Source organism: Rhizobium sp. CFBP 8762 (assembly GCF_014841565.1).
Classification (GTDB): Bacteria; Pseudomonadota; Alphaproteobacteria; order Rhizobiales; family Rhizobiaceae; genus CFBP-8762.
Window position 1 is genome coordinate 1 of sequence record NZ_JACYUD010000013.1, and the last position, 13,465, is coordinate 13,465.

Sequence of the window (13,465 nt, forward strand, 5' to 3'; positions counted from 1 at the left end):
CCGCCAGAAGCGCCGCCGCCGCCGTTCGTGAGGTGGCTTATAAGGCCCCGGGACGACGGAAGTCAACGACCATTTTCAAAAAAACTTCATTTTTATGCAGAATGCTTGAAAAAAGGGCGTTGGCGTCACGCGCTCGTCTTCATATGAGTTGCAAAGGTAGCGATTTCCACCCTTGCCCTACCTTTTTCACAATCATGGCCTCTAAGCGTTGGACGAAGCGGCGCTCAAGTTTGACTTGAAAGCGTGAAACGGGCACATCTCTTCGCGTCAAACAGGATTGGGTCAGCGACACAGCATGATGACGGACAAGAACATGATCCGCTCACTCGGCAACGAGCCGCCTATTCTGGCGGATGGGCGCAAGTCACCAGACCGCCGTGAGATTTCGTTCCGCTGGTTGTCTGGCACGTTTCTGACCGGGGTTACCAGCAGTATCCTTATGGGTGTTGCCTTGTTTGCCGCGCTGGACGGACGCCAACAACTGGCAATTCCAGCGGAAGCCTATGCCGCTTTGAATGCAGGTGCGTCCTCAGCACCGACCGCTGCCAAGCGCGGCGGACGTATCGTTACCCCGACCCTCGTCGCCAAGCCATCCGATCGCAAGATCATGGAAGTGCCGACCATGGTCAAGGAGGGCGAGAAGGAAGTTGTCCGCCGCCAGCCCTTCGCGTACGTAAAAATGTCCCTGGCGGCCAACCATACAACGCAGGAAGACTATCCCGCGTTCGATCCGCTCGCCATTTTCTCGTCCGACGGCAAGGTCGAGCAGCCGACGGTGCGAGCAGGCACGATCTACGGATCCGACGTTGAATCGGAGGTCAGTCTCAAGACTGTCGATTTTCCGGTGAATGCCTCCGGCCTGACCTATGCTGGCACCATGTCTCTGGATGAGGTGGAGGAGGATGTGCGCACAAACGGTTCCGTTCTGACTGAAGGCGATACACAGCTTGCGTCTCTTGCCTATGTCGATCCGCAGCGATTTGCATCCGACTCCGATAATATCGACATGATGCAGGGCTTGTCTGCCCGTATCGTCGAGCAGAACATGACAGTGTCTCCTTACGAAAACATCACGCAGTCGACAGAGGAGTTTGCCGACGATGTGATCCCGGTGCGCAAGACCACGGACATCAGAAGTGTGATGGTGGCTGCCGGTTACTCCCGGGCGCAAGCGGATGATATCAGCAGCTATCTGACAGAGTTGCGCAAATCACCTGATTTGATCGATGGGGATGTGCTGCGCATCGGTGTGATTCAGAAAGGCGAAGAGGCAAGTATTATCCGCGCGAGCGTCTACTCACGCGGCAAACATAGTCTGACGATTTGTCTGGATGACAAGGGGCGGCTAGTGCAGGGCGCAGAGCCGCCGACACTGGATGCCGTTGCTTCAGCCTTTGACAATATGTCGACGCCTGTGGTGACATCAGGCCGCGACATTCGCGTATATGACGGTATTTACCGCGCTGCACTGTCCTACGGAATGAGCAAGGATATGACCGCGCAGATCATCAAGCTGCTGGCCAGCAATGTCGATTTCCAGGCGCAGCTTCGCCCGACCGATACGCTGGAAGCATTCTTCTCCGTGGCCGATGCCAGCGGCAATGCCACCATCGATTCCGAGCTTCTGTATGTGCACGCCAAGTTTGGCGACGCCGAAACGCGCTTCTACCGCTTTCAGGACCCGGAAGACAATTCGGTCGATTACTACGACGAAGACGGCAAAAGCACGCGGCAATTCCTCCTTCGCAACCCCGTGCCCAACGGTACATTCCGATCGGGCTTCGGGATGCGCCGCCACCCCATCCTCGGCTTCTCCCGCATGCATACCGGTGTTGACTGGGCCGCACCGCGCGGCACGCCGATTATTGCCGCGGGCAATGGTATCGTAGAAAAGGCAAGCTGGGATTCCGGTGGTTATGGAAACCAGACCCTGATCCGCCATGCGAACGGGTATGTCTCATCATACAATCACCAGAACGGGTTTGCAAAAGGTGTCGTGCCGGGTGCGAAGGTAACTCAGGGACAGGTGATTGGCTTCATCGGCACGACAGGGCTCTCGACCGGGCCGCATCTTCACTACGAACTGATCGTCAACGGCACCAAGGTTGATGCTCTGCGTATTCGCCTTCCGGGCGGCAAGTCTCTGGATGGGGATGCACTGGCGAAATTTGAAACCGAGCGCGGCCGTATTGACGATCTGCTTGGTCCAGAAAACAAGGGCGATCAAATCGCCAGCCAATAATGAGATCATTTCCAATAAAACTACGTAGCGGTTTTACCTTCGGAAGATGAGCAAAACAAATCGGCAAAGCATTTTTTCGCGACATAAAAAGGGGGCCAACTGGCCCCCTTTTTATGATTATGCAGCACGTTTGATTGCCGATCCCACGGAAAAGATCAGCCGATCCGAACCGGCATCGATCTTCACCAGCGATCCTTCCGGCACATCCCCAGAGAGAATTTTCTCCGCCAACGGGTCCTGCAAGTGCTTCTGTATGGCGCGCTTCAGCGGGCGTGCGCCATAGACGGGATCGTAACCCCGATCCGCCAGCCAGTTGCGCGCATCGTCGCGCAACTCGATGGTGATCTTGCGATCTGCGAGCAGATTGCGCAAACGTCCCATCTGGATATCGACAATCGCGCCCATTTCCGCCCGGCGTAGCCGGTGGAACAGGATGATTTCATCGACACGGTTCAGGAACTCCGGCCGGAACGATGCCCGCACCACATCCATCACCTGATCGCGCACCTTTTCGCTGTCTTCGTCCTCGCCCAGCGCAGTCAGATATTCCGCACCAAGATTCGATGTCATGATGATCATCGTGTTGCGGAAGTCGACAGTACGGCCCTGTCCATCGGTCAGGCGTCCGTCATCCAGTACCTGCAACAGCACGTTGAACACATCGGGGTGCGCCTTTTCGATCTCGTCGAACAGGATCACCTGATAGGGTCTGCGGCGAACGGCCTCCGTCAGCGCGCCACCCTCGTCGTAGCCGACGTAGCCGGGAGGTGCGCCGATCAGACGGGCAACCGAGTGCTTCTCCATATATTCAGACATATCCATCCGCACGAGCGCGGTTTCATCGTCGAACAGAAAGCGAGCCAGCGATTTCGTCAGTTCGGTCTTGCCCACGCCGGTTGGCCCGAGGAAGATGAACGAGCCCATCGGGCGGTTCGGGTCCTGCAATCCAGCGCGCGAACGGCGCACGGCACGGGAAACGGCCTGCACAGCGTCTCCCTGCCCCACGACCCATTTGGCCAGATCGTCTTCCATCCGCAACAACTTGTCACGCTCACCCTGCAGCATCTTGTCGACGGGAATGCCGGTCCAGCGGGAAACGACATGCGCGATATTATCGGGCGTCACCACCTCCTGCACCATCGGGCTTTGGGCATCGGCATCATGGGTTTCCGCCGTTTCCAGCTCTTTTTCCAGACGCGGAATCACCCCATAGGCAAGCTCCCCGGCACGCTGAAATTCGCCTTTGCGCTGCACAGTCGCCAGTTCGTTACGAGCTTCATCCAACTGCTTCTTGATGTCGGCGGCAAGCCCAAGCTTCTGCTTCTCCGACTGCCACCGGGCAGTCAGCGCATCGGCCTGCTCTTCCAGATCGGTCAGATCCAGTTGCAGTTTTTCCAACCGATCCACGGACGCACGGTCGGTTTCTTTTTTCAACGCTTCGCGCTCAATCTTGAGCTGAATAATGCGGCGGTCCAGTTCGTCCAGTTCTTCGGGCTTGGAATCCACCTGCATCCGCAGCCGCGATGCAGCCTCGTCCATCAGGTCGATGGCCTTATCGGGCAAGAAACGGTCAGTGATGTAGCGATTGGACAGGGTTGCAGCGGCCACCAGCGCGGAATCGGAGATTCGCACCTTGTGATGCTGCTCGTATTTTTCCTTCAGACCACGCAGAATGGAGATCGTATCTTCAACAGTCGGCTCTTCCACCATGACAGGTTGGAAACGGCGGGCCAGCGCCGCATCCTTTTCCACATGCTTGCGGTACTCATCCAGCGTTGTCGCACCCACGCAATGAAGTTCGCCGCGCGCCAAGGCCGGTTTTAGCAGGTTGGAGGCGTCCATTGCGCCCTCGGCTTTGCCCGCACCCACCAGCGTGTGCATCTCATCAATGAACAGGATAATGTTGCCGTTTTCCGATTGCACTTCCGAGAGAACCGCTTTCAGCCGCTCTTCAAACTCGCCACGGAATTTCGCACCTGCAATCAGCGAGCCCATATCGAGCGCCAGCAATTGCTTGTCTTTCAGGGACTCCGGCACATCGCCGTTGATGATGCGCTGCGCCAGCCCTTCCGCAATCGCGGTCTTGCCAACGCCGGGCTCGCCGATCAAAACCGGGTTGTTTTTCGTACGACGCGATAGGACCTGAATGGTCCGGCGAATTTCATCATCACGGCCAATTACCGGGTCCAACCGACCATCACGCGCATCGGCGGTCAGATCCCGTGTGTACTTTTTCAACGACTCGAAACCGGCCTCCGCATTGGCACTGTCGGCAGTGCGGCCCTTGCGAACGTCGTTGATCACCTGATTGATGGCGCTGGCGGTTACACCGGCTTTTTCCAACACGGACGATGTTGCAGCAGACTTTTCAATGATCAAAGCCAGCAGCAAACGTTCGACGGTAACAAAAGTGTCACCTGCCTTCTTGGCAGCCTCTTCAGCGGTGGAAAACACCTTCGCGAGCGGCTGGGACAGATAGACCTGCCCGTTTCCACCGGAAACCTTTGCCAGTTTCGCCAAAGCCGCATCATTGCCAAGGCGTGCATCCTTCGCGCGCCCCCCTGCCCGCTCAATAAGCGAGGCGGCCATGCCTTGGTCGTCATCAAGCAGAACCTTCAGGACATGCTCGGGGGTAAATTGTTGGTGGCCTTCGGCCAACGCGTAGGTTTGTGCGGACTGCAAAAAGCCGCGAACCCGCTCGGAGTACTTTTCGATATTCATGTTCATCTCCATATGATCGCCCGGCCCTTTACGGCACCGGTCAACGGTTCAGGACTGGCTCCCTCAAAGGCAAGCCACAGGCCGCATTCACGGCGCTTGAACTCAATATGGTGAATGATTTCCGGGGATTAAAGAGCTGTGAAAACAAAAATGCCGCGCTTCCATGGGAAGCGCGGCATTCTCAGTTTCACCAATTCAGCACAATATACGTGGCTTATTCGCTTTCGACAGCAGCCAAAGCTGGCTTGCCGTCACCTGCATCGGCACCACCCTCATCGGCGGCAGCGCGGGGCTGACGACGTGGACGGGCCGGCGCGCGGCGGCGAGGAGCGCGGGCCGGAGCCTGGTCGTCCAGTGCAACTTCTGCCGGGATGCCCTCAATATCTGGCTGCGGACCGGAACCATCGATAACCGGCTGCGGCTGAGGTTCCGGCTGCTTCACGGCAACGGGTTCCGGTTCACGCACGGGCTCCTGCTCGCGTGCTGGCTCCGGTGTTTTCGCTGTTTCCAGAGTCCGCTCACGGTTCTGATCGAAATTGCGCTCACGAGGAACGCGCACTGGGCGGGGTTGACGCTGACGCGGCGGCTGTACAACAACCGGTGCATCCTCATCCGAGTTGACGTCTGTCGGCTCGGCTGCGGCCTGTTCCTGAACAGGGCGTGGTGCCTGAACGGGGCGCGGCGGACGAGGTTGATGCTGCTGCACGGGTCTATGTTCAGGGGCCTGAACATAGACCGGCTGCGAACCATTGCCCGAATCGTCAGTGTCCATGTCCATCGAGTCCTGATCGCGATCATCCTGATCCCGCTCATTTCCGTTCTGGTCGTTGTAATCCTGACGCTCTTCGCGCTGGAAACGCTCCTGCATCTGGGCCTGGGCAGCAGCAATAATGCGGTTGTAATGCTCGGCGTGCTGAAGATAATTTTCAGCGACGACACGATCACCAGAACTTTGCGCATCACGCGCCAGGTTGGCGTATTTCTCAGCAATATGTTGTGCAGTACCACGGATCTTCACGTCCGGGCCGGAACTGTCGTAAGACCGTGTCAGCGGGTTTCCGCCCTTGCGGTTGTTGTTACCGCCATTATTATTGTTGTTACTGCTGCTATTGTTGTTGTTATTACGCCCACGGCCGCGCTTGTTTTGCTGTCCTGGCCTCATCATTAACTCACCTGAATTCTCTTGATTGATGATATGTGCAACGCAGCCAGCCCGGGAGACCCAGATCAGGCATATGCGCGCCGCGAAGAAGCCAGACACCGCTGTGCTTATCGCTGGTTTACGTTATGTATATAGGCACCCGCATTTGGCACCGTTCAACCCTGGCATCCCCAAAAAGGAGAAGCCCTTGCGGCTTGAGCCAAACCGAAACGAATCTCTGGTAGGACCTGACTTCCGAGTGCGTAAAGCAACCTAGCCCGCTTCCCGACCAATGAAAAGCCCTTTTCTTCGCCTTTGCAAAAGAACATTTGCATGTTTCCTTTTTGCATTGGTTACCTCGATAAGGCGAACACCAGGACCCGGTCATTCCCACCGAGATCGGACGCAGCCTCACGCAAGATAAAGCCCTGCGCCTCGAAGATCCGGCAGACCTCCAGCTTCTGGTCAAAGCCGATTTCCACGCCGATCACACCATGGGGCTCAAGGGCAGATGTCGCTCCCTGCGCGATGATCCGGTAGGCATCAAGCCCATCGTCACCGCCATCCAGCGCCAGAAGCGGATCGTAAAGACGAACATCAGGCGAAAGCGACGGAATGACACTTGACGAAATGTAAGGCGGATTTGAGACGATCACATCGTAAACACCATCGACCGCCGAAAACCAGTTGCTGTGAAGCGCGATAAACCGGCTTTCCAGCCCATTCTCTTTCGCGTTGCGGCTCGCGGTTTCCAGCGCACCGGGCGAGAGGTCCACACCCGTTCCCGCCACCCGCTCATCTGCGTTTGCCAAAGCCAGACAGATTGCACCGGTTCCCGTCCCAAGATCCAGCACACGGCAGGCACCCTTTTGCGCAGCGATTTGCGATACGACGGATAGCATCCGCTCCACCAGAATTTCCGTATCCGGTCTTGGCTCCAGCGTGTCAGGCGACAGCGCAAGCTTCAGCCCGAAAAACCAGCGCTCGCCCAAAATCCGATGCACCGGTTCGTGTGCGAGCCGCCGCTCGATTGCGCTGCGAACAACCTCGGCCTTGTGTGCCTCCACCGCGTCGCCGCCATGGGAGATCATATGGGCTGACGAAAGGTCCAGAAGGTTGGATACGAGCAGACGCGCATCAAGGCTGGCATCCGGCAATCCCGCCGCCATAAACTGACGGCGCGCTTCCAGCACAAGACTATCGGCTGTGTCCATCATCCCTGCACTTCGCCCAGCTGCGCCAACTGACCCGCCTGATAATCGGCCAGAAGCGCATCGACGATCTCATCGATTTCGCCGATCATCATGCGATCAAGCTTGTAGAGCGTCAGGTTGATCCGGTGATCCGTCACGCGCCCCTGCGGAAAATTATAGGTGCGGATACGCTCGGAGCGGTCGCCAGATCCGACCTGGCTTTTGCGCGAAGCGGACCGTTCACTGTCGGCCTTCTGCCGTTCCATGTCATAAAGACGCGCGCGCAGAACCTGCATGGCCCGCGCCCGGTTCTGGTGCTGCGATTTTTCCGAACTCGTGACCACGATACCGGAGGGGATATGGGTGATACGCACGGCTGAGTCCGTGGTGTTGACGTGCTGACCGCCTGCACCCGACGAGCGCATGGTATCGATGCGAATATCCTCCTGTCGCACCTCGATATCGATATCCTCTGCCTCCGGCAGAACCGCGACGGTTGCCGCAGAGGTGTGGATGCGGCCGCCCGCCTCCGTTTCCGGTACGCGCTGCACACGGTGCACACCGGACTCGAATTTCAGCCGCGAAAACACCCCCCGCCCGGAAATGGTGGCAATGATTTCCTTGAAACCACCCGCTTCACCCTCGCTGGACGACAGCACCTCTACCTTCCAGTTGTTGGCGCTGGCAAAGCGCTCATACATCCGGAAGAGATCGCCGGCAAAAAGGGCTGCTTCCGAGCCACCCGTTCCGGCGCGGATTTCCAGAATGGCGCTTTTCTCGTCCGCCGCATCGCGGGGCAGCAGCAGGATCTGCATGTCCTGTTCCAGCGCCTCGATCCGAGCCTCAACCTCCGGCTTTTCCATATCCGCCAGATCGCGCATATCGCGATCCGTCGATCTGTCATCCAGCAGCGCATCGAGGTCGGCCAGCTCGCCGAGCGCCTTGTCATAGGCGCGGATTTTCGTCACCACCGGTTGCAGTTCCGAATATTCCGAGGCGAGTTTCACATATACATCCGATGGCGGACCGGCAGACATGCGCGCTTCGATTTCTCCAAAACGGCGCTCAAGATCACGCATCTTTTCAACAGGAAGCTTGGCCACCCGGTTACTCCACAAAATCTATGTTAAAGCGGGATGTTGTTATCCGCAGCAAAATCTTTGAGCATGTCGCGCACAGATGTCAGCGCCTTGCGGTCGTCCAGCGTTTCGTTCAGCCGCTCTGCCAGTTTTGCCGTATCGAGCGCCAGAAGCATGGCCTTGACCGGACCAATCGCCGTCGGTGACATGGACACGGACCGGAACCCAAGCGCCAGAAGCGCCATCGCCGATAGCGGCTTGCTCGCCATCTCTCCGCACAGCGTCACCGGTGTCTGGTTGCGCTCCCCTGCCCGCACAATATCGCGCAAAATACGCAGGAAGGGTCTGCCCAGCACATCGAACCGGTCGGACACACGCGCATTGCCGCGATCCACCGCCATGGCAAACTGAAACAGATCGTTTGAACCGACGGACACGAAATCCACTTCGTCCATCAACTCGTCCAACTGCCAGAGCAGAGAGGGCACTTCCAGCATAGCGCCAAATTGCAGCTTGCGCGGCAATTGCTCGCCCAGCTTCGATTGGCGCTGAATTTCCTTCTGCATCAGCTCGCGCACGGCGCGCAGTTCGGCCACCTCCGTCACCATTGGCAGCATCATTTTGAGTTCCTGCCCAGCAGAGGCCCGCAGCATGGAGCGAAGTTGCGTGCGCAGCAGTCCAGGCCGGTCCAGCGACAAACGAATGGCACGCCAGCCCAGTGCCGGGTTTTCCTCTTCCGCTGCCCGGAAATACGGCACCACCTTGTCGCCGCCAATATCCAGCGTGCGGAAGGTGACAGGGCGACCGGCAGCCTGCTTCATAACATTGCGGTAGAACGCTTCCTGCTCATCGGCGCGGGGCATGGTTGACGCAATCATGAACTGCAACTCAGTGCGAAACAGGCCGATGCCTTCGGCACCGGATTCGGTCAGTTGCGGCAGGTCCACCATCAGTCCCGCATTCATTTGCAGGCTGATCCGCTGGCCATCGAGCGTCAGCGGCTCGACGGCGCGCAACGCGCGAAACTGCTCCTGCCTGCGGGCGCGAAACCGGACCTTTTCTTCGTAAGCTCTTTGCAGATCCGCCATGGGCCGCAAATGCACCTTGCCATCATCCCCATCGATGATGATGGCATCATTGTTTTCCGCCAGCGCCACGACGCCCGCCGCCTGTCCCACGACAGGAATGCCCATGGCGCGGGCGACGATGACCACGTGGCTCGTGACCGCCCCGTCTTCCAGGATCAGGCCGCGCACGTTCTGCCGGGGATAATCCAGCAACTCGGCTGCACCCATCGCACGTGCAACGACAATCGCGTCGTCCGGGAACGAGTCGGCGGACAGTTTCGCGCCATAGCCTGTGAGTTGCCGCAGCAGACGATTGGCCAGATCGTCAAAATCATGCATGCGCTCGCGTAGATACGGGTCCGTCATGCGGATCATCCGTGCCTTGGTCTCGCTTTGCACCCGCTCCACTGCCGCTTCGGCGGTCAGGCCGTTGCGGATGGCCTCTTCCAGCTTGCGCACCCAGCCCCGGTCATGGGCAAACATACGGTAGGCTTCCAGCACTGCGCGGTGCTCACCTTCCATCGACACGTCACGGCGCGACAGCATGTCGTCAATCGAGATGCGCAGCGAGCCCAGGGCATCCGCCAGCCGCTGCAATTCATGATCGGTGTCGTCATTCAACAGGTTGGTAACGACAATGCGCGGCTCATGCAGCACCACGTAGCCAAGGCCCACGCCTTCGCCAAAACTGTTGCCCTCAATCGTGACAGGACGACTCAAGTCCAGTTCAAGGCCGGGTCGGGTGATCTTTTTCAGCTCACCGGTGGCCACCATTTCGGCCAGCACCATAGCCGTGGTTTCAAGCGCCTCGATCTCGTCATCGCGATAATTGCGGCTGGCCTTGTTTTGCACCACGAGAACGCCAAGCGCACGGCCCGTGCGCAGGATGGGCACACCCAGAAACGAGTGGTACACTTCTTCGCCGGTTTCCGGCAGATAGGTAAAGGCGGGATGCGCCTGCGCATCCGACAGGTTGAGAGGCCGTGCACTGGCGGCAATGGTGCCCACAAGGCCCTGCCCCATTTTCAACTGGGCAAGGTGAACCGCATCCTTGTTCAGGCCTTCGGTGGCGTAGAGTTCCAGTACGCCATCGGACCGCAGCACGTAAACTGAACACACCTCCGCGACCATATTGCTCGCGATCTGGCGAACAATCTGGTCTAGGCGCTCCTGCGGCTCAAGCGGCTCCGCCATCAATTCGCGGAGCTTCTTAAGCAGAACGCGCGGACCTGCGGAGAGGTCTCTCATCGCGTGGTGTCTCCTGATCAAGTTACGCGGACACCGGTGTGCCCGAGATCAACTCTTATCCAGACCGTAGACGGAATGCAAAGTCCTCACGGCAAGTTCTGCGTATGCACCGTCGATCAGAATGGAAATCTTGATCTCGGAGGTGGTTATCGCCTTGATGTTGATACCCTTTTCGCCCAACGCCCTGAAAGCGCTAGCGGCAACGCCCGCATGGCTGCGCATGCCGATACCGATGACCGATACCTTCACCAGACCGGACTCATGCTGGATCACATCGAACCCGATGGTGTTCTTTGATTCGTTCAGCGCTCTCAGCGCCTTGTCGAGATCACCCGATGGCACGGTAAAAGTCATATCCGTGCGCGAACCGTCCTCGGAAATGTTCTGCACGATCATATCGACATTGATATGCGCCTCGGCCAACGGGCCGAAGATCGCAGCCGATACGCCCGGCCGATCTGCTAAGCGCCGGAGCGAGATCTGCGCTTCATCCTTGGCATAGGCGATGCCGGTTACGACTTCCTGTTCCACGATCTCATCCTCGTCACAAATCAGCGTTCCGGGCGGATTGAGCAGATCGCCCATGCCCGGTGCATCGGGGTCTTCAAAACTGGAGCGCACGAATGTGCGCACCTTGTGAACCATGGCAAGCTCGACAGAGCGAACCTGCAATACCTTGGCGCCAAGCGACGCCATTTCCAGCATTTCCTCAAACGCCACCTTTTTCAGGCGGCGTGCCTTGGGCACGATGCGCGGATCGGTCGTGTAAACGCCATCCACATCTGTGTAGATATCGCAGCGGTCCGCCTTGATCGCAGCAGCGATGGCGACGGCACTGGTATCGGACCCGCCACGACCAAGCGTTGCAAGGCGATTGTCCGGGCCAATGCCTTGAAAACCGGCGATAACGGCCACCTGTCCCTCGCCAAAGCGGCGAATGAGTTCGGAGCCGTCAATATCCAGAATGCGCGCGGCTCCATGGGCGTTGTCGGTGCGGATGGGGATTTGCCAGCCCTGCCAGGAGCGGGCATTGATGCCGATATGCTGCAGCGCAATTGCCAGCAGACCAGACGTGACCTGCTCGCCGGACGCGACAACAGCATCGTATTCGCGGGCATCGTGCATGGGGGACGCATCACGTGTCCAGCCGACCAGTTCATTGGTCTTGCCGGACATGGCTGAAACGACAACGGCAACATCGTGGCCGGCATCGACCTCACGTTTCACATGGCGGGCAACATTACGGATGCGGTCCATGTCGGCAACCGAGGTGCCACCAAATTTCATCACGATGCGTGCCATAGGAAAACCTGATAATCAAAAGGGTCTAGGACGATGGCCGTGCCTGCTGTTTCAAGCCTGCACAGCCGAATGCGCCGCCCTCTTAGCCAAAATTCACCCGCCTCGCAAGGCAGCCAAAGGGCCAACGTGGAGCCAATATCAAAGACATGCAGCAATTTGTCGTCTTTATTTCCTTTATCGTGCATATTCACCGCACTTGACTTCGCGCGCCATTCGCCCGACTTCACAAGCAAAGCATGACGGAGTTTGAAACAATGACCGAATCCACCCCGCGCACCACCATTGACCAAGGCGAAGTGGACCGTTTTTCCGCGCTGGCCGCAGAGTGGTGGAACCCGACCGGCAAGTTCAAGCCTTTGCACAAATTCAATCCGGTGCGCCTAGCCTATATTCGTGATCTGGCCTCCAGCCATTTCGGCGGCGATGCCAAACCCAATTCCCCTTTGGCCAATCGCCCTTTGGAAGGTCTTCGCGTGCTGGATATCGGCTGTGGTGGCGGGCTTTTGTCCGAACCGATGGCGCGGATGGGCGCAGATGTCGTGGGCGCCGATGCCTCTGAAAAGAACGTGATGATTGCCCGCACCCATGCCGAGCAGAGCGGCGTTACGGTAGATTACCGCGCCGTTACCGCCGAGGCTCTGGCCGATGCGGGTGAAACCTTCGATATCGTGCTGAACATGGAAGTGGTGGAGCATGTTGCCGATGTGAACCTGTTTCTCACCTCCTGCGCCAAAATGGTGCGGCCCAATGGCCTGATGTTCGTCGCCACCATCAACCGGACAGTCAAGGCGGGAGCATTGGCCATTTTCGCCGCAGAAAATATTTTGCGCTGGCTGCCGCGCGGGACGCATCAGTTTGAAAAACTGGTGCGTCCGGACGAGCTGGAAGCGCCGTTGACGGCCAGCGGTCTGACCATCACCGACCGGACTGGCGTGACGTTCAACCCGCTGACCAACAGCTGGAACCTGTCGCGCGACATGGACATGAACTACATGATCGTCGCCCGCAACAGGTAGGTATCGTGACACTCTATCCCAAACTTGTGCCGGAACTTCTGGTGAGCGACCTGGCGGTAAGCCTGCGCTTCTGGGTGGATGTGCTTGGCTTCCGAATTCACTATGACCGTCCGGAAGAAGGCTTCGCCTACCTCGATTGCGACGGTGCGCATGTGATGCTGGAGGAGCGCGATGAGGAAGAGCGCCAATGGTTGACCGGCCCACTGGATCGCCCCTATGGCCGCGGCATCAATTTTCAGATCGAGGTCGCCGCTGTCCAGCCCATTCTGGACCGTCTCGCTGCTGCCGGGATTTCGCTGTTTATGGAGTGCGAAGAGGCGTGGTATCGCGCGGATGATAAAGAGGTTGGTCAGCGCCAGTTCATCGTACAGGACCCGGACGGCTACCTGCTTCGCCTTGCCGAAGATATCGGTGAACGACCGTTGCAGGGTTAAACCACCCTGAAAAACTCGACCC

Annotated in this window: 9 protein-coding genes; 3 read left to right on the plus strand and 6 right to left on the minus strand. The window is 58.2% G+C overall.

Annotated elements, in window-relative coordinates:
• The first annotated feature begins 295 nt into the window (after window positions 1-295).
• Window positions 296-2,242 carry a M23 family metallopeptidase gene (locus tag IFT84_RS20715; RefSeq protein WP_192122531.1) on the plus strand — a complete coding sequence of 649 codons (1,947 nt, stop codon included), beginning with the start codon at window positions 296-298 and terminating at the stop codon, window positions 2,240-2,242.
• A 117-nt stretch (window positions 2,243-2,359) separates the two neighbouring features.
• Here the strand turns inward: IFT84_RS20715 and clpB are convergent, their stop codons facing one another.
• The 6 genes from clpB to IFT84_RS20745 all read right to left on the minus strand — a co-directional run bounded on the left by clpB (window position 2,360) and on the right by IFT84_RS20745 (window position 11,993).
• Window positions 2,360-4,963, minus strand: coding sequence for an ATP-dependent chaperone ClpB (clpB, locus tag IFT84_RS20720; protein ID WP_192122532.1), 2,604 nt, complete (start codon window positions 4,961-4,963; stop codon window positions 2,360-2,362).
• A 214-nt stretch (window positions 4,964-5,177) separates the two neighbouring features.
• Window positions 5,178-6,128: a DUF4167 domain-containing protein gene (locus IFT84_RS20725; protein WP_446737633.1), complete on the minus strand. Its 951-nt coding sequence runs from the start codon at window positions 6,126-6,128 to the stop codon at window positions 5,178-5,180.
• A 329-nt stretch (window positions 6,129-6,457) separates the two neighbouring features.
• Window positions 6,458-7,321 carry a peptide chain release factor N(5)-glutamine methyltransferase gene (gene prmC, locus IFT84_RS20730; protein ID WP_192122533.1) on the minus strand — a complete coding sequence of 288 codons (864 nt, stop codon included), beginning with the start codon at window positions 7,319-7,321 and terminating at the stop codon, window positions 6,458-6,460.
• Window positions 7,318-8,400, minus strand: coding sequence for a peptide chain release factor 1 (prfA, locus tag IFT84_RS20735; protein ID WP_192122534.1), 1,083 nt, complete (start codon window positions 8,398-8,400; stop codon window positions 7,318-7,320). The genes prmC and prfA overlap by 4 nt, the downstream gene beginning before the upstream one ends.
• A gap of 23 nt (window positions 8,401-8,423) precedes the next feature.
• Window positions 8,424-10,691: a phosphoenolpyruvate--protein phosphotransferase gene (gene ptsP, locus IFT84_RS20740; protein ID WP_192122535.1), complete on the minus strand. Its 2,268-nt coding sequence runs from the start codon at window positions 10,689-10,691 to the stop codon at window positions 8,424-8,426.
• 48 nt (window positions 10,692-10,739) lie between these two features.
• Window positions 10,740-11,993, minus strand: a complete 1,254-nt coding sequence (locus IFT84_RS20745) for an aspartate kinase (RefSeq protein ID WP_192122536.1) — start codon at window positions 11,991-11,993, stop codon at window positions 10,740-10,742.
• A gap of 254 nt (window positions 11,994-12,247) precedes the next feature.
• Here IFT84_RS20745 and ubiG point away from each other — a divergent pair, with 254 nt between their 5' ends.
• On the plus strand, window positions 12,248-13,009 hold the full coding sequence (ubiG, locus tag IFT84_RS20750) for a bifunctional 2-polyprenyl-6-hydroxyphenol methylase/3-demethylubiquinol 3-O-methyltransferase UbiG (RefSeq protein ID WP_192122537.1): 762 nt from the start codon (window positions 12,248-12,250) through the stop codon (window positions 13,007-13,009).
• Window positions 13,010-13,014: 5 nt separating this feature from the next.
• On the plus strand, window positions 13,015-13,443 hold the full coding sequence (locus tag IFT84_RS20755; protein WP_192122538.1) for a VOC family protein: 429 nt from the start codon (window positions 13,015-13,017) through the stop codon (window positions 13,441-13,443).
• Window positions 13,444-13,465: the final 22 nt, after the last annotated feature.